At 32.7% G+C, this 17812-nt stretch carries 19 protein-coding genes and 1 tRNA gene; 8 read left to right on the top strand and 12 right to left on the bottom strand.

Translation table 11 applies throughout. The features are described 5' to 3' along the window. Positions 1 to 70 precede the first annotated feature (70 nt). From fruB to fruA, 3 genes are read left to right on the top strand one after another with little or no spacing between them, the layout of a single operon-like run. Positions 71 to 1273 (top strand): fused PTS fructose transporter subunit IIA/HPr protein, encoded by a 1203-nt coding sequence (fruB, locus tag GYM75_RS10200; RefSeq protein ID WP_220215852.1) that lies wholly within the window; start codon positions 71 to 73, stop codon positions 1271 to 1273. Next, the gene (fruK, locus tag GYM75_RS10195) at positions 1273 to 2208 is read left to right on the top strand and encodes a 1-phosphofructokinase (protein ID WP_220215851.1); all 936 of its coding nucleotides are present in this window, start codon (positions 1273 to 1275) and stop codon (positions 2206 to 2208) included. Before fruB ends, fruK begins: the two co-directional genes overlap by 1 nt. An 8-nt stretch (positions 2209 to 2216) precedes the next feature. Then, positions 2217 to 3914, top strand: a complete 1698-nt coding sequence (gene fruA, locus GYM75_RS10190) for a PTS fructose transporter subunit IIBC (RefSeq protein WP_220215850.1) — start codon at positions 2217 to 2219, stop codon at positions 3912 to 3914. Positions 3915 to 3966: 52 nt separating this feature from the next. Here fruA and GYM75_RS10185 read toward each other — a convergent pair whose 3' ends face one another. Further along, positions 3967 to 4542, bottom strand: a complete 576-nt coding sequence (locus GYM75_RS10185; protein ID WP_220215849.1) for a TIGR00730 family Rossman fold protein — start codon at positions 4540 to 4542, stop codon at positions 3967 to 3969. Positions 4543 to 4690: 148 nt separating this feature from the next. On the opposite strand from GYM75_RS10185, the gene GYM75_RS10180 reads away from it, so the two are divergent. The 3 genes from GYM75_RS10180 to GYM75_RS10170 all read left to right on the top strand — a co-directional run bounded on the left by GYM75_RS10180 (position 4691) and on the right by GYM75_RS10170 (position 6530). Beyond that, positions 4691 to 4766 (top strand) — tRNA-Asn (locus GYM75_RS10180). 180 nt (positions 4767 to 4946) lie between these two features. Next, complete coding sequence (locus GYM75_RS10175; RefSeq protein ID WP_220215848.1) at positions 4947 to 6275, top strand: tyrosine-type recombinase/integrase; 1329 nt, start codon at positions 4947 to 4949, stop codon at positions 6273 to 6275. Positions 6276 to 6335: 60 nt separating this feature from the next. Continuing rightward, positions 6336 to 6530 carry an AlpA family transcriptional regulator gene (locus tag GYM75_RS10170; RefSeq protein ID WP_255556766.1) on the top strand — a complete coding sequence of 65 codons (195 nt, stop codon included), beginning with the start codon at positions 6336 to 6338 and terminating at the stop codon, positions 6528 to 6530. Positions 6531 to 6552: 22 nt separating this feature from the next. Here GYM75_RS10170 and GYM75_RS10165 read toward each other — a convergent pair whose 3' ends face one another. The 4 genes from GYM75_RS10165 to GYM75_RS10150 all read right to left on the bottom strand — a co-directional run bounded on the left by GYM75_RS10165 (position 6553) and on the right by GYM75_RS10150 (position 8765). Beyond that, positions 6553 to 7314, bottom strand: coding sequence for a hypothetical protein (locus tag GYM75_RS10165; RefSeq protein ID WP_220215846.1), 762 nt, complete (start codon positions 7312 to 7314; stop codon positions 6553 to 6555). 3 nt (positions 7315 to 7317) lie between these two features. Continuing rightward, on the bottom strand, positions 7318 to 8022 hold the full coding sequence (locus tag GYM75_RS10160; protein ID WP_220215845.1) for a hypothetical protein: 705 nt from the start codon (positions 8020 to 8022) through the stop codon (positions 7318 to 7320). 276 nt (positions 8023 to 8298) lie between these two features. Further along, on the bottom strand, positions 8299 to 8505 hold the full coding sequence (locus GYM75_RS10155) for a hypothetical protein (RefSeq protein WP_220215844.1): 207 nt from the start codon (positions 8503 to 8505) through the stop codon (positions 8299 to 8301). Continuing rightward, positions 8502 to 8765, bottom strand: a complete 264-nt coding sequence (locus GYM75_RS10150) for a hypothetical protein (RefSeq protein ID WP_220215843.1) — start codon at positions 8763 to 8765, stop codon at positions 8502 to 8504. Before GYM75_RS10150 ends, GYM75_RS10155 begins: the two co-directional genes overlap by 4 nt. A gap of 539 nt (positions 8766 to 9304) precedes the next feature. Between GYM75_RS10150 and tssO the strand changes: the two genes are divergently transcribed. Then, positions 9305 to 9826 (top strand): type VI secretion system TssO, encoded by a 522-nt coding sequence (tssO, locus tag GYM75_RS10145; protein ID WP_220215842.1) that lies wholly within the window; start codon positions 9305 to 9307, stop codon positions 9824 to 9826. Between the two features lie 36 nt (positions 9827 to 9862). Beyond that, on the top strand, positions 9863 to 10249 hold the full coding sequence (gene tssD, locus GYM75_RS10140; RefSeq protein ID WP_220215841.1) for a type VI secretion system tube protein TssD: 387 nt from the start codon (positions 9863 to 9865) through the stop codon (positions 10247 to 10249). 481 nt (positions 10250 to 10730) lie between these two features. Here the strand turns inward: tssD and GYM75_RS10135 are convergent, their stop codons facing one another. The 7 genes from GYM75_RS10135 to GYM75_RS10105 all read right to left on the bottom strand — a co-directional run bounded on the left by GYM75_RS10135 (position 10731) and on the right by GYM75_RS10105 (position 17793). Continuing rightward, on the bottom strand, positions 10731 to 11318 hold the full coding sequence (locus GYM75_RS10135) for a hypothetical protein (protein ID WP_220215840.1): 588 nt from the start codon (positions 11316 to 11318) through the stop codon (positions 10731 to 10733). A 244-nt stretch (positions 11319 to 11562) separates the two neighbouring features. After that, the gene (locus tag GYM75_RS10130; RefSeq protein WP_220215839.1) at positions 11563 to 11922 is read right to left on the bottom strand and encodes a hypothetical protein; all 360 of its coding nucleotides are present in this window, start codon (positions 11920 to 11922) and stop codon (positions 11563 to 11565) included. A 135-nt stretch (positions 11923 to 12057) separates the two neighbouring features. After that, positions 12058 to 13008 (bottom strand): hypothetical protein, encoded by a 951-nt coding sequence (locus tag GYM75_RS10125; RefSeq protein ID WP_220215838.1) that lies wholly within the window; start codon positions 13006 to 13008, stop codon positions 12058 to 12060. A 40-nt stretch (positions 13009 to 13048) separates the two neighbouring features. Continuing rightward, the gene (locus tag GYM75_RS10120; RefSeq protein WP_220215837.1) at positions 13049 to 13690 is read right to left on the bottom strand and encodes a hypothetical protein; all 642 of its coding nucleotides are present in this window, start codon (positions 13688 to 13690) and stop codon (positions 13049 to 13051) included. Beyond that, positions 13677 to 16271, bottom strand: a complete 2595-nt coding sequence (locus tag GYM75_RS10115) for a hypothetical protein (protein ID WP_220215836.1) — start codon at positions 16269 to 16271, stop codon at positions 13677 to 13679. Before GYM75_RS10115 ends, GYM75_RS10120 begins: the two co-directional genes overlap by 14 nt. Position 16272: 1 nt before the next feature. After that, positions 16273 to 16737, bottom strand: a complete 465-nt coding sequence (locus GYM75_RS10110; RefSeq protein ID WP_220215835.1) for a PAAR-like protein — start codon at positions 16735 to 16737, stop codon at positions 16273 to 16275. Between the two features lie 42 nt (positions 16738 to 16779). Next, positions 16780 to 17793 (bottom strand): hypothetical protein, encoded by a 1014-nt coding sequence (locus GYM75_RS10105; RefSeq protein WP_220215834.1) that lies wholly within the window; start codon positions 17791 to 17793, stop codon positions 16780 to 16782. Between the last annotated feature and the right edge of the window lie 19 nt (positions 17794 to 17812).

Genomic DNA, 17812 nt, shown 5'->3' with positions numbered 1-17812 from the left:
ATCATTAAATGGATTTAGAGATGAGTCATTTTAGTCGACCCAATATTTATAACCCAGAGGTATTTATTCTATGTTTCATTTAGTTAAAGAAGATATACATTTAAATGAACACGCTGCTAATAAAACAGAAGCGATAAAAAAAGTAGCGGCAGCATTAACTAGTGCCGGTTTTGTCGAAGAAGGATATGTAAATGGAATGCTTGAACGTGAAGCACAGGCTGCCACTTATCTGGGTATTGGTCTTGCTATTCCACATGGCACTACCACCACTCGTCATTTAGTTAAAAAGACGGGGGTTCAAGTTTTTTGTTTTCCTGAAGGTGTTGAATGGGGTGATGATGGTGAAAAAGCTTATGTTGCTATTGGTATTGCCGCTAGTTCTGACGAGCATTTAGAGTTACTTCGTCAATTGACACATGTTTTAGGTGCCGACGGTGTTGAGGAACGAATCAAAAACATTAAATCAGCGGATGAAGCGCTTGCTATTTTAACCGGAAAAACAGAACAAGAAGATAGCCAATTTTCAATGAATGAATCATCACTTTTATTGGATATCAATACTGATAGTTTAGCCACTCTACAAGCGTTAAATGCATCACGTTTAAAACAACAAAATGCTGTAAATACGGCTTTTATTACTCATGTGCTGGATAATAAACCAACTTATCTAGGTAGTGGGGTTTGGTTGAACGATAGCAAAGAAGGTAATTTAAAAAATGCGATTGTGATTAGTCGTACAATAAGCAACGTAAATGAAGAAAATAAACCGGTAAAATTACTTATCACGATGTCGGTTGTTGATAATTCAATGTCTGAGGTTATTGATCGTATTGCGCGTTTAGCATTTTATGAAAAATTAGATTTAATGTTATCAGCAAGCACGGATAAATTAATCAATTTACTGATGACAGATGACCTGCCTTCAACTATCGATAATTCTCAAACTGAACAAGCTAACTCATCAGCGCCATTAGCATCGGATTCAAGCCAAACTTTAACTCGTGAATTTATCGTGCCTAACGAAAATGGTTTACATACTCGTCCATCTTCAGTATTAGTTAAATTGGTTAAAGAGTTTAATAGCAAAGTAACCGTTGCGAATCTTGATGGAAAAGGGGAGCCAGTAAGTGCTACCAGCTTAATGAAAATCGTTGCACTTGGAGCCAAAAAAGGCAGTCGATTGCAATTTACTGCGGTCGGTGATGATGCTGAGCAAGCACTTGATGCTATTGGTAAAGCAATTGAAAGCGGACTTGGTGAGGGAACAGAATAATGGCATATCGTGTTGCAACAATCACTTTAAATCCAGCTTATGATTTATTAGGATTTTGTCCAAAAGTCGAGTTGGGTGATGTGAATTTAGTTCAAACAAATGCTTTACTTGCCGCAGGCAAAGGGATTAATGTTGCTAAAGTATTGTCTGATCTAGATATAAAATTAACTGTTGGTGGTTTTTTAGGTCAAGAAAACCGAGATGGTTTTAATCTATTATTTAATTCATTAAATGTAGTCGACAAATTCCAAACTGTAGAAGGCCGTACACGTATCAATGTCAAATTGACTGAAGAAAATAGCGAAGTGACGGATCTAAACTTTTCAGGCTTTACAATTACAGAGCATGATTGGCAACGTTTTGTGACAAGTTCTCTTGAATGGTTAAAAGATATTGATATGGTCGCAATAAGTGGCAGTTTACCTGCCGGCGTATCACTCGATAAATTTACACAATGGATGGAACAAGTTAAACAGATCTGCCCCAAAGTGGTGTTTGACAGTAGCCGAGATGCGTTAGTCGCTGGATTGAAAGCTAAGCCATGGTTAATCAAACCAAATGATAAAGAACTTGAAATGTGGGTCGGACGTAAATTAACGACACTAGATGAAATTAAAACAGCTGCGATGGAATTAGTAAAAGGTGGCGTTGAAAATGTTGTGATTTCACTAGGAAGTAAAGGCGCTTTGTGGGTGACTCAACATGAAGCATGGTTGGCTAAACCACCAAAATGTCAAGTAGTGAGTACGGTCGGTGCCGGTGACTCAATGGTTGCTGGAATCATGTATGGATTAATAACAAATCAATCGATTAAAGATACCCTGGTATTTGCATCAAGTGTTGCTGCTTTGTCTGTTGGACAAGCGGGTGTGGGGATTTCGGATCGCCAAGCTGTAACTGATATGCTAGGCAAAATTGAAATAAATGCTGGTTAGGAGTTAGCATGAATATTTATATTGTTGAAGGTAGTAATACAGGTCCTGTAAATGGACGTTTAGCCAGAGCGGAACTCGCATTGGCTGCCAATTCGTTGAATTTTAACGTAACCGATAATTCAGATTCTGCTGATGCGATTATTGCTATCGGGACTGGTGAAATTAGTGATAAATTCGTTATCGGTAAAAAAGTTTATGTGGTAGAAGATATTAATGCGTTATTTGCCAACCCAAAACAAATTCTAACAGAAGCACAAAGTAAAGCGGTTGTTTTTGAACAATCAGCTCAACGTGTTTCAGCTCCTACCACTAATACGGCTGTAAAACGTATTGTTGCAGTAACAGCGTGTCCAACTGGAGTGGCACATACTTTTATGGCTGCCGAAGCGATTGAAGAAGAAGCCAAAAAACGTGGTTGGTGGTGTAAAGTTGAAACGCGAGGGTCAGTTGGGGTTGGTAACGAACTCACACCAGAAGAAGTCGCCTCAGCAGACATTGTTATTGCAGCTTGTGATATCGATGTAGATTTAAGTAAATTTGCGGGTAAAAAATTATATCGAACAAAAACTGGCCCAGCGCTCAAAAAGACTGCGCAAGAGTTTGATAAAGCATTCGAAGAGGCAACGGTTTATCAACCTTCATCAACTTCAGCATCGGCTAAATCAAGCAATGAGAAGAAAAGTTTTTATAAACATCTTCTAACTGGTGTTTCTTATATGTTACCAATGGTTGTTGCCGGTGGATTGATCATCGCACTTTCTTTTGCTTTGGGTTCATTTGAAAACATTGACGGTGTACAAAAATTAGTTGGCGAACCACATTTAGCGCAAATTGGAGGCTTGGCATTTTCGCTTATGGTGCCATTACTGGCTGGCTATATCGCTTATTCAATTGCGGATAGACCTGGACTTGCGCCTGGTCTGGTCGGAGGATTGCTTGCGGTCTCAACAGGTGCAGGATTTTTAGGTGGTATTATCATTGGTTACTTTGCTGGATATTTTGCATTATTAATCGCTAAATACCTTCCCCTACCAAAAAGTATGGAAGCCTTAAAGCCCATTTTAATTGTGCCACTATTGGCAACATTAGCGACAGGGCTTGTCATGCAGTTTATTGTTGGTACACCTATTGCTTGGTTAATGGGTGAGGTAACAGACTGGTTAAATTCAATGGGCACGGCTAATGCTGTTATTTTAGGTGCAGTGTTAGGCGGTATGATGTGTACAGATATGGGCGGACCAATTAATAAAGTTGCTTATGCTTTTGGTACGGGATTAATTTCTGCGCATGTTTATGCACCAATGGCTGCTGTGATGGCTGGTGGTATGGTACCTCCATTGGCAATGGGTATTGCAACGCTAATCGCTCGCAAAAAGTTTGCTAAAGCTGAGCAAGAAAGTGGTAAGGCGTCATTAGTATTAGGCTTATGCTTTATCTCTGAAGGGGCAATTCCTTTCGCTGCGCGTGATCCGTTACGTGTTATTCCATGTTGTATTCTAGGTGGCGCAATTACTGGTGGTATGGCATTAGCATTTGGTTCAACATTAATGACCCCACATGGTGGATTATTTGCTCTAGCAATTCCAGGTGTCGTTAAACCTGTGGGTGGTTATCTGTTATCCATTGTTGTTGGATCGGTTATTGCAGGGCTTGCTTATGCAGCTATTAAAGCGCCAGAAAAAGAAGCTGTAGCGACGACAGCTTAATAAGCATAAATTAAAACGCCATCTGATGATGGCGTTTTTTTCTTATATTCACTTATTTTTTTACCCAGCGTTGTAAATCTTTCGGAACGAAATCGTCCATTTGTTTCAACACAAATTCGGCGTTATCACTAACAATTAATGTGTTATAAAAATTTTCCCGAATAAACCCTTCCTGTACAGCATGCTCTAAAAAACTCAACATAGATTGCCAAAAGTTTGCAATATCAAATAATGCCACCGGTTTTTCATGATAACCAATTTGCATACCGGTCCAAACCTCAAAAATTTCTTCTAATGTGCCGGTACCGCCTGGCATAGCGATAAAACCGTCAGCTAGTTCTGCAAGCCTTGCTTTACGTTGATGCATATTGTCGACAACTTCTAATTGGGTAATGCCATGGTGAGCAGTTTCGGCTTTAACTAAACGTTCAGGGATGATGCCGATGACTTCACCGCCATGAGCTAAAACAGCATTAGCAATAATACCCATAAGCCCTTTATTACCACCGCCATAAATTAATCGCCGATTTTGTTTTGCTATAATTTTACCGAGTTGTTCGGCAGCTGTTCGATATTCCAAACGATTGCCTTCACTGGCACCACAAAATACACAAATATTTTTTTTCATAAATCATACTCTAGCTATTCTTACCGTAGCCTTTTATTTTAACATAGTCGATGTATTATTTGTTTACTCACTGAGCAGTTAGTTTTATTTCGTGTTTTAACGATTGACATAATCGTTATAGATCGTTAATATTCTGACCGTCGAGTGTTCCTCCATAGTTCAGTCGGTAGAACGGCGGACTGTTAATCCGTATGTCACTGGTTCAAGTCCAGTTGGAGGAGCCAACTTTACATTTCATCTCGTATCTATACGTCTCTATTTGATTATAAATCAATATCTTATATTTTTTTTAGTATACCTCTTATCCATATACATCTATCAATTTCTCTATCAATTTAATATTTTTTCGGGTTCAAATGAGGGTTAGCAAAAATGCTCATTTTTTCCTCAAGGAAAAGAATTCTATGCCAAAAATAATTAAAAGATTAACTGATAATCAAATTAAAAATAGTCGAGCAAAGGATAAAAACTTGTATTTAAGAGACGGAAATGGTTTAGTTCTTATTGTTTGCAAAAACAACATTAAAAAATGGGCTTTTAAATATACATCCCCAATCACAAATCGTGAAACTTCAATGACACTAGGTAACTATCCATTGGTAAGTTTAGATGAAGCACGTTCCGAGAGAGATGAATATATCAAACTTCTTAAGCAAAAAATAGATCCGCAAACTTATAGAAATTCGGAGCAACAAAAACAACTGGATAAACAACGCACCACTTTTAAATATGTGATGAACGAGTGGTATAACAGCAGTTACTGTAAAAAACTTAAACCAAGAACACTATTGAAAAAACGGCAATCCTTAGAAAAGCATATTGTCCCGTTTATTGGAAATGTACCGATTCAAGAGATCACGCCTAGCATGGTTATTGAGCTGTTAAAACCGTTGGAGCAGGAAAATAAATTTGAAACGTTATACAGAATAATCCAACGGATTAATGAAATAATGAACTATTCCATAAATGTTGGATATATAGATACAAATAAGTTAAATAAAGTACATATGATTTTCGAATCACATCAAGCAAAACATATGTTATCTATTCGTCCTGAAGAATTACCTGAGTTTATGAAAGCACTTTCAAAAGCACACATCAAACCCTATACTAAATTGCTGATTGAGTTTCAACTACTCACCCTAGCTCGTCCTATTGAAGCCGTACAAGTGGAATGGGACGAAATTGACTTTGATAAACGTATTTGGACAGTTCCAAAAGAAAAAATTAAAAAAAATCGAGAACACCTTGTACCTCTTAGTCAACGAGCAATAGATATATTGTTGGAGATGAAAAAAATTAATGGTAGCAGAAAATATGTTTTTACTTCACAGGTTAAAAAGCACCTTAATAATCATATGAATTCTCAAACAGCCAATGGTGCTATTAAACGTATGGGATATGGTGGTAAATTGGTTGCTCATGGCTTACGATCCGTTGCATCAACGTATTTAAATGAACAAAATTTTGATAAGGAAATCATCGAAATAGCACTTTCACATATTGATAAAAATACAGTTCGTAGGGCGTATAACAGGTCGCTATATCTTGAGCAAAGAACCGAAATGTTAAATTGTTGGGCTGAGTTTGTGCGATTTGCTAAAATAGGTAAAGTCTTACAGTTTAATAAGCAAAAATCTACCAACCCTAAACCTACAGTTAACTTTACTTCAAACTATAGCAACACAAGCAATATGAGCAAAATTTCTTACTCAATGAATCTTACTGCTTAATTAATACATTCTTTCACTTATTACATTGCATAGTTAAACAATTATTAAATGAAGGAAAAAATGAACAAAAGGATAATTAGATTGGCAGACGTTATACATAAAACAGGCATGTGCCGTGCTTCAATTTATAAAGAAATGGCAGAAAACAGATTTCCAAAAAATGTTAAGCTTACATCTGTAGCGGTCGGATGGATTGAAAGCGAAATAGATGAATGGATTGAATCACGCATTTTAACACGTAACAACAATAATTAATTATGAACAAAATGTTACCATTTTATGGTAACATTCTATTAACCCTATCACAGTTATTAAATTCTAACTTCGAATTAGTGAGAGGATATTTAGTATATCCAATTTTAATTAAAAATAGTTCGAAAATATTTCTAGCCATTCTTCTTTCTCCAGATTCCCACCGTTGCCACGTTCTTTCGTCTACATAGACAAGATCCGCACACTCTTTTTGAGTAAGGTTAGCTACATTTCTGCATTTTAAAATTAATTCAGGCGTAATTTCTCCGAACCATGGGAAAGATACTTGAAGATTCATACATTCACGAACAGGAAATCTATCGAGAGGATGAACAAATGAATTTAACCCATCAAGCATTTGTTGTTTTAAATAGACACTATCAACGAGGGTTAAGGCGTTAATTTTTAACTTTTTAACCTTAAGAAGTCTGATCATTGCTATTGATTTGTCATAAAATTCAAATATTGAATCCGACTTCAGCCAATTTTCAAACCTAATAAAACCAGTAGATTTATTTTTATATAAATTTTTATTATTATTTTGATATTTACCTATCGCACTAGATAAAGTTTGTTCTCCTAAAATATGCACATCACTTTCTAAGGCAAATTTTATTAATCCCAATGCACAAAATGCAGTAATCCTTTCAATAGGGGGTAATTCTATTTGGTTATTATTCAGAAATGAGACTATATCATAATCGAAAAAAGCAAGCTGCAATGTTTTTTTAGCTCGTTCTTCAAACTTTAAACGGCTGAACTTTAATAATAAATCGTTGCTTAACATGTATTATTTATCCCATAATTCACGATCGACATATAATATTTCGTCAATAAAATCATCACTAAATGTGTCCCCCTCTACAGGAGCATTAACCCATTTAACCTCATAATTTTTTGCTAGAGCCTGTTTTTCAACAAATTTGAACAATTTGGATGCTTCTTCAGCACTGATATTTAATCTACCCTGTGGATCACTGGTATTTATGTAAACAGTTTTTAAATTGAAAAAAGCCCAGTCCAAAAGATCTTCTATAATAATTGATGATAATTCATAATTTTGGTTTTGAGGATTATAAATTTCACTAAGTTCAGTTAAATCTTTCAGATCTTCTATAATAATTGATGATAATTCATAATTTTGGTTTTGAGGATTATAAATTTTACTAAGTTCAGTTAAATCTTTTTTTATATTAACAGCCTCGGTTTGCCAATGTTCCTCATTACTATATTTTGACACTGTTTCATGAAATATTTGATGATCCTCATCATTTTTGAATCTATAATATAATTTATATGACTGAAGTTTTGGTAAATTTTCATTATCCTGTACTTGCTCATCTGATAATTTCTCAAATTTAAAAATATCGATGATGTGGTCTGCATTAAAGTCTAAATTAATAGCAAAATTGAATTTCTCAAATAAATCTTTAGGTATATTGAACTTCTCAACCAATTCTTTAGGTATTAAGTGTTCATGGCTTTTCTGTGACATTTTATTTATTTCCTTATTAAAACAATTAGTTATTTTTTATACTATATAACCCGACCAGTGGTCGTGTAAATAGGTAAGAGTAGAAATTTTTAAGCTTTTTGTGCTATAAAAAAGGGGCGTATTTAGTACGCCCCAAATGACTATTAAGCCTCTAATTCCGCAATGCGTGCCTTGATTCTTACTAATTCATTCCTTAACTTTGCTAATTCTTCATCTTTTGTTCGGTTAGTCATGGTTGACTGTATGAGAATATTATATATAGACCTCTCTATATAGTCAATTATAATTTTTATCTTTTTGCGCTATTTTTAATAGCCTTAACCCTCTGATTAATGCCGCTTTTTTTGAGCCATATATCTTTGCCATTTCTATTAACAAATCATTTTCTTCATCTGTAATATAAGTGCACGGAATTTTTGGCATTCCAATCCGTTTTTCTGCCTGTTTTTTCATCGCTCTTTTTTGTGCTTCGGTTAAACTCATTGTCTTAACTCCATAGTTTCATCAAAATAATCTCTATCACCCATTACGGACTGGTATCGATAGGCGTTGATTTGTACATTGTTTTTAGTCATTAAAACCAAATAATTTTTACTAAAATTTAGTTTGTGCAATTCCAAAAAAGCCGCTTTAGCACTAGAAAAAAACGGGGTATGTGTACTAAGATGTTTCACCACCTCACTACCCCCTTTTCGCTGTTTTAAAACGTAAACTTTGTAAAGAACTATATTCTCTCTTAGCATCGACAAACACCTTTCTGTCATTTAATTTAGCTCCATATAATTACTTGAATTAATTATACAGGTTAAATATAAATACCACTCATAACGACTGCTATTTTATTACAGTAATTTCATTTAAGCATATCGTATATAGACATTTCTATATAGTCAATTATTACTTTTATCTTTTGCGCTTTTTATATTTACTGATCGTTAGTATTGAGAAAAAAATAACTATTTATTAGTTAGATTTTTTTTGTGAAAAAGTTAGTATGATTAGATAAAATAAAGGAAGTCTTTTTATTTATTTTAATAAATTAATTGTTTATTTATAATCTAATTCAATTATGTATGTTTTAATTGCATAAAAAACATGCAAATATATTTCATATTTTCAAATATTTTTTTTAAGTTAGCAAAGTTTTTTGGTTATTTAAAGAATATCCATATTACTTACAACTATGGGTGAGTCATATTATCTTTTAACAAGATCCTAAAAAATAATTTGGATAGTAAGTAAATAATAAAAAACTAACTAAAACTAACTAAAATCATACTAAATGAAAAAATTGCTCTTTAAACAGGAGAGTATATATGCCTTTTTGGTATTTACTCCATTGTTTATATTAACTGTTGCGTTAATTATTATCTCCATATTTTTTAATTATCAATTGCCGTGGAAACAGAACGATCAACTTAGAAAAGAAAATGCTGCTATTATTAGTGAATACAAATATCAAGAAAGGCTTGAAAATCAAATGGAATTGTTAAGAAAGTATCTTGATTCAATTGATTTACCTAATAAAAAATACACGTACTACTATCAACAAAAAGCCATAGATATAGTTAGAAATATTGACAAAAATATTCCAAGTCAAGATAGTGTTCGAAGAAGACTGTTATATAAGAATTTTGTATTAACGGCACAAGCGTTGATTGCATCAAAAAAAGCCATTATGTCTAATGGAAATACTAAGTCAGAAGTTGATACATTAGAAGCGAACATCAAATATCAATTGCGCCAAATTAATCAGTTAAAACGAGAATTAATCATTTGTAGAGAATTATCTCAATCCAGATAAATTTAAATAATTTTATTAACTATCAAATTTTTTATTATGTCATTTAAATCAAGATTAGAAGTTGCAGGTAAGAAGTACAACATTTTAAATGTGAATTACAAATTAGCACAAGAAACGGATGTTACAGGTCGCCCATCTTCCGAAACTAGAGGAGGTAAAATTACAATTACCGTTGAGTCAACAAACGAAACAGATTTTTTCGAATGGATGACTAACAGTTTTGAAAGGAAAAGTGGTGAGGTGATTTTTTTAAAAAGGGATTCAGATGCCACATCAAAATCCTTAAAATTTACAGACGGTTATGTAGTTTACTATGAGGAAAATTTTGACGCTTCTGGTACTAACCCATTAACTGAAACGTTTACTATTTCGGCTAAAGAAATCGAAATGGGTACGGGGTCACACACTAATGAATGGGTTTAACTTGCTAAATAAAAGGGCGTTTTTAAAACGCCCTTTTTATTTTATCTATTTATAAGTGTAATGATTTTTAGGTATTTAATTGCAGGTTTATCCCTACGCATATAGGGAACACTGTAATTTTAAATATTTATTGTTTGTTAATTATTATCGGTTTATCCCTATGTATATAGGGATAAACCATATAATTTTGATTGGTATTGGCAATTCTTGAGGTTTATCCCAATGCATATAGGGAACGCTTTTATATATAAAGCAATATCACGGATCAACACCGCGGTTTATCCCTATACATATAGGGAACGCGGGTTACATGAAAACGCCAAACCTGTTGGCTATCGGTTTATCCCTATGCATATAGGGAACGCTCTAATTATAACTTATTGTAAATTAATTAAAATAGTAAATATTAAATTTCCACCAAGTTTTTGTTGAATTTTTAGGCGATTAAGTTTTCGGCCGAAATAATTTATATCTCTAAAATTTACTTAAACAAAACAAAATTTCCATTATTGTTAATTTTAAATTCTGAAAGGAAAATCCAAGTTGTATAATCTGCATGGTGAATAACACTAGTTTCTTTATAAACCATATCTTGATCAAATCCCCAATATAAACACTCAAATTCGGAATTTTTTGAAACCTTGTAATTTTTAATTATTTTAATCATTATTTTCCCATCTTTATTGATTGCAAAATCAATATTACGATTTGGATCCAATGAAAATCTATCTTCTATTACCAAAGCATCAATTATATTTCCTGCTTTGTCATAACTGTTTAATTGAAATAATAAAAAGGGTTCTTTTTTATTACACCATCCTTTATATATCAATCCTATAAATTGATGCGAATCATTTGAAAACTCTAAAACAGGGTAATAATAATCAGATTTTAAATAATTAGTTATAAAATTTTTGGGAACTATATTTTTTTCTGATTGAGTAAATTGTTTTTTTTCTAGTAATTTAGTATTTATTGTATAAGTACCTTTATTTTTGTTAATAGAATAAAATTTTTTTAACCTATCAGAAGTAAACGGCAAGGTCTGTTGAATGGTGATTTTTTTCATATTGTTACTTGAACAACCAATTAAAATCAGCAGAAAAAAATAGAAGATATAAGATATGTTTTTCATTTTTCAATTTATTTTATGAATTTTAATTATTTTAGTAGTAATAAAGTCTGATAAACTTTATAAAAAGGGTTAAAATCAAATAGCCTTGCGTTTCTTCTTTTACCCAACTATTTTTGATAGGCGTAAATACTGCCATCGTTTAAAAAGGTAATTTTTACAACTCTATGCAATCAAAAAATTAATTAGGATTAAAATATGTATTTGAAATTTGGTAGGGGCGAAAATATTCATAAGCAAGTTCCGTAATTTTCTCAGGGGTTAGTTCTTCTATTGGAGAAAATGTATTTTTATCTAGTTCATGCAGATAGCCCCCTTTAGGAAGTACAATAACTTCATTAAATTTAATCTCTTCCATGCAGTAAAAAAATTTCTTTTCTTCTAATTTAAGTTTAAGTTCACTGTAATATGATTCTATATTGTCTGGATTTTCTCTATAAATCTCAAGGTAAGTTATATCTAAAGTTGAAATAATTTTCATGTATTTTAATATAATAATCTGTACTTCTTTAGAATAGGTATGGCTAAATATATCTTTCATGGCAATTTATTTTTATGTTTTAGTTTTAATAGTATCATTAATTAGTTAAATAATTTTTACATTATTACCCTATCTTATTACCTCTAATTCGTCAGAGCCTTCGGGGATATGGAAACGGAATAAATAACTTCGATTTCATCTTATGATTGATAATTTTGCATCTGTTTTTTTTCGATGAAATAAAGCCATTTCAATAAAATTACCCTTCTGTTCCGGCTCTTTAAAATCTAATTGAAATTTAAAACCCGACAGTTCATGAGGTATTCTTAAACCTACCAATTTTCCATCTGCATAAAATACGAGTTCGTAATCATCTAAAGGTACTTTTTTTAAATTTCTTGGTAAATTTTTAAAATAGTCTAATTCCTCTATTTCCTCATCAGATAAGTAAAATGAAGTATTGATTTCTTTTAAGCGTTGTTCTGTTAGCTGAATATATTTTGAACGATCTTGCTTGGTAAATATGTCATAAAATTCGTTATACCATTCATCTAATTCCTTAAGAAGTTTGTTTTTATCTTCTTTTTCTAAACTAACCGAATTTGTCCAACCCTCAAAATGGTATGGTACTTCTGCTTGAAAATATAAAGTTTCTGTTTTAAAGACTGGCAATTGAATATCATTAGTAAAGGTAATATGGGGGAAACTTAAGACAACATGCCGTTTCATGGTTTCTAAAGAAACATCTTTGACAAATACTTTTAGATCAACTTCCGCTTTTGTAGAAATAAACTCTTGACCATCAAAGGGATATACTATAGCTTTTACCGCCTGCTTTCCTTCTTTGGATAATATCCATTGATTAATCGGCCAATCTACCGCCATGCTTCCAGTTTCATAATTTGTAAAGACGAGAATATCGTTAACAAATAAATCAATAGCACATCCACGGGTAGATACTTCTATTTCATAAAAAGGAGAATGCATATTTATTTTATTATTGTTTAAAACATTTTGGATGTTTTGCTGTGTTTTTTCTTTCATTACCTTTTGGTTTTTTATTTCGTGATTATTATTTTGAGCTTGATTACAATTTGCCATAAATATAAGCGGTAGTATAATGATGATTCTAGGTATTAATTTCAATGTATTCACCTTTCTAATTTTTTCTATGTTTTACTATAAACTAATTTTTACGCATATATGCTTTTGTTTGATCTTTAAGTGATTCATTTTTTGGCTCAATGGGATTTTCTCCCTCAATCATGCCAAATAATTTATTTGAATCAGTTCCGCTAATCTGAATATATGTACTTAAATATCGGTCTGGTAAGTGATAGCAGTAATAATAAGAATCAAATTTTTTCTCCAACTCTTTATCTAACTTCTCACCTCTTAAGTTATCCTCTAAATATTGGCTGTTTTTTTGTCGAAAATCTTCAATTGCATGTTTAACCTCATTTTTAGGTAACTTTATTTCTCCCGTATAAGAATAGATCGTGCCGTTTAAATCGGTAATAATTAATATTCTTTCCAATTTTATGTTTTCTTTATAGAAATAAAAATCTTCATCAGCTAATCGAACTAAAATATAAGTATAACCAATCACCTCATCATCATCAGGAGATGTCATTTTTCCTAAAGGTTCTTTGTAGTATTTACCCTTAAACTCAGACAAAAGAGTATCGATAGGGACGGAAAAATCGAGGTATCTGATATCAAAAGGTTTTCCACTAATGATTTTAGAACTTTGTGGCTGTTGGGCTTGGTTGCATCCGATCATTAAAAATACTGACATACAAATAATAAGTTTTTTAAGTAGCTTCAATGTATTCTTTTCCTGAATTATAAATTTCTCTTTCATCAAATAATGTTAATGTGTTTTCTTTATATAAGTTATATGATTTGCTTAATACTAGTTCGTATATTTTAATCGTTATTTTAGCCCCTCCCCAAATAACAGAAGATTCTTTATATTGAGCGCTTTTTTGCCTATCATAGCCGATTTTTTGAGTAAAAACAAAGGAAGTTCCAGCCTCTCCATCTACCATCCATTTTAATTTTACTGGTTGAGTTGAGGTAGCCATTACTGTACCTCTTGGTTTTATACCCACCTTAATTTTTATACCTACTTCGATTTTAGCTTCTTGCTCACCTGCATTGTCAAATCCGTCTATAGTATTGTATGACCAACTGCCTTCCCAGTTTACCTCCATTGAAGCTTCGAAAGTAATATATATTTCTGATTCACTTAGCTTTTCAATAATTGATTTTATCCAATCGAACACTACCCCAATATATGGAATCTTTTTTATGAAAGGGATTAAATCAATCCCTATCGCAATACCGATTAACGGTTGTAAAGCTATTCCTCCTTTATAAACTGTTGCCATTTGCCCGCTTTGGCTTTCATCAAATTGCCAACGCAAGGCAAAACCTATATTAGGTGGGTCTATGCTGAAATCTATTTTACTTAATGTTCCTGATTCTAAACCGTAGTTCTTGTAACCTTTTTTAACAGTCGAAGGATTAAGATCTTGAAGACTGAGTGAAACTGAATCGTAGGCATATTTAGCATTTTCAATTATTTTTTCAATGCTTTTTAGCCCGTATTTATGAGGTTTTCCATTTATACTGTAACAAACTGCTAAATCATATTGAAGTTTAGCTGAATCGGTAACCTCAATATTTAACTCTCTTTTTATATATCTAAAACCGAATTTTTGATGATACCAGTTCAAAACTTTTCTTTCTCGTGTAATAGAGCCTTCGATCTGTAATCCTGCTGTTAAAACAAATGCAATTTCCCATTCAATATCGGGGTATACATTAATTTTTACGGGTATGGTGTATCGGCAGGTATCTACCATTACCACATGTTTTTGGACATCTTTTTCGTTTAACCAAAAATAGTTAAAAGGAAAAATATTAACCATACCTAAGGCTTTATGATCACGTATGTATTTATAGGGGATAAGCAAATCAACGGAACTGTAATCGATTTTTTGAATTTTAATGCCTTGTTTTTCTGAAGATAGTTTAGCAGGAAAATAAAATACGCTGTCTGCCCCTTTGGTGTGTTGTTGTGTTTTGCATTCTTCGGTTTTTAGATTAGTACTTAAAGTTAACAGATAAGGATTTACATCTCCTGTTATTAGACCAATTTCAATCGGATCAAATTTTATTCCTTCCTTTTTTTCTTCAAATAAGGTTATCTCTTCGTCTTCTTTATGTGCTTTTATCCATGTATAATGGCAAGGCTCTCCGTTAGGTTGCAAAAGTACATCCCCTGCCTTTTCCACATATTCATCGACTTCTTTATTTTGTATCTCCAGCAAATTTTCCATATCGGTATAACCAATGGTTAAATACCCCTGTTGTATCGGATATAATTTTTTTAAATCTGTATTAGTTGCGCTATATGCTTGATAAATGTGTTTAAGAGTAACAAAGAAGGTACGTTTAGTTTTTTCTTTTTGATCTTCAGGTTTTTTATCTATGGCTAACGGTATCAAAAGTTCTGCTCTTTTAAAATATTGGGAGAGGTATGAGACTAGCTCATAATCAAGATCTTCACTCCAAAAATTATCATTTTCGGGCTTTAATCCGTTTACTTTTTTCTCATAGATTGTTTTGTAACTATCAATTTTAACCCCTAAAAATCCGCTATTAGATCCATGTTGTACTTTTTGATCAATTATAACTGTAAATTCAGCAGATTCAGGAATCAGTAAAGTACAAACATGGGCAGAAATGATGAGGTTTTCTCCGTAGTAAACTACATTTTCGTTTTCTTGTGATTCTTTTTCTGTTTTGGGTAAAGGTATTTGAAGTTTTCTATCGAAAGGAGAATTATTTATTAGAAGATCCGTTCGATAAATTTTTGGTTCTGCAATCGGAACAATAAAAATACCTTTAGGTTTTTTACTGAAATGTAATTCAGGATGAATTAAAAAAGGCTCTACCCATGACAAGGCAGGCGTATCGTAGGGTTTGTTGTCAAATTTTATCTGAATGGTTTTTTGTATCGTATAGTTGCCTTGAACATTGTATAAATCGATTTTCGATATTTGTTCAACGGGTTTGTTATTTACCCATTCTTCGTTTTCATCTTTTTTATTATTTCTGTTGGTATCTGTATACCATCCGTGCCAACTAATTCCTCCTTTCTGTAAATTATATACCTTTCCGTATACCCATTTAATACCGCTGTGTATTTGCTTATTTTTTACTTTATCTTCAACATCTAAAAATACTTTTTCATCCATTTCAACGGATAAGGTAACCCAGTTTCCATTAGCTATCAAACCATATACTTCACAACCATTCAAAAGTTGTGGAAACTTTATAATTTGTCCGTTGCTTATATGTTCATCAGAGATAATGATTCGATTAATACCTTTAGACATTTTATTTGGCTTTTAGCGTTAGTATTCTATGGGTTAGTTTTAATGAGGTCAGGGGATTGATTTGCTCGTGAACTTCCTTCGGGGTATTTTCAAGGTTTTGTTGTGATAATTCGGCTTGTTGACCGTGGTGTACTACACTGATACAATCTTGTCCACCCAAAGGACAACCTGCTTTGGATTGTTCTGTTAACAGTTTTCCGGCTCCTTCTATTTTTTGCGTGGATTCTTCGCTACTCCATTGAGTTACTTGTACGGAACACGGCGCACGGTGCGGTTTTTTTGCACATCCTCCGAAACAATTCTTTTTAAATGTTGCGCCTACATCGGTTGTAGTAGCTGCTAATTTTTTCGTGCTGTTACTATCATTCAGATAAAGTATATTTTGTGTTTTAACCAACAGTTCATCGGTACTATTGCCATATTTACAGGCACATATAGCACCTTGAACTAAATATTTTATTCCCATAGTTGAAATTTTTGTGTTTTAGTTTTTATTTTGCATTTGGATTTATAGATTAAATAACTTGCTAATCCAACTCCGTTGGCTTTTCATATATTTTTGATAGTTTTCTTCCTCTTTTTGTTCTTTTTCTTTCTGTTTTTGAATGTTGTGAACGTGTTGTAATTGCTTTTCTTTTGAAGAAGACTCTTCTTCTCTTAACTGGTAACAAGTCATTTTATAAAGTACTATTTTGTTATCTTCGATAACGGTTTTCACCTCCGCTAAAATATCTTTAATAGTGTAATCGATATAATCCATATTGTATTCTACATAAAGCTCGTATACTTGCCCCGATAGTGAAGTAGCACTTCCTTGAAAATGGATATAAAACCCTCTCATGCAGTTATAATTTTCATCGATTTTCAACTTACCTGTAAACATTAAAGGATAACTTACATCAGGAACATGTACCATTATGTTACTTTCCAGCTCTCTTGATTGAGGGTATGACTGATAAAGGGGATGAGTATAAAGGGCTAAAAAGAGGTCTTTATGCAGTAGCCGTTGATTAAATAAGTTAGGATCTGCAAGACATCTTTGTATTTCTTGAATATAATTTGCAAAATTATTGCCTTTATAATTTCTTTGAATTGTCGGTAATTGTTGTTCGAACTTCTGTTTTATTTCTGCTAAATTGTTAATTCGCTTTATGTTCGTATCATAATTAACAGTTATTCCTATAGGATATAAAATATGGGTGCATTCAATAGCTAACTGATCAATCAATCGGTTAGGCGTTTTGCCGTCTGTAAAGAAGTAGTTTTTTTTATATTTTATAGCAACACTTCGGTTAGAAAGGGGCTTAGTTTTAACCTTTACTTCATATCCCAACGATTGCTTTTCATTTGCAAACCGTAGGTCTACTCGATATGCTCTTACATTTAGTGGGTGTAAAGGAAGTGAATTTTCCGAATGTAAACGCACTTTTCCTTCGGGTTTATTAACTTTTACATGAATTTCACTAGTTGGTTTATTTGTGGAAAAGTTCTTTTCGTCTAAGAAGAATCCATTAGATTTCATAAGCAAATAATTTTAAATT

Source organism: Gilliamella sp. ESL0441, assembly GCF_019469185.1.
In the GTDB taxonomy this organism is placed as follows: domain Bacteria; phylum Pseudomonadota; class Gammaproteobacteria; order Enterobacterales; family Orbaceae; genus Gilliamella.
Note: the sequence above shows the minus strand (reverse complement) of the source record. Positions and strands in the feature narration are given on the sequence as shown.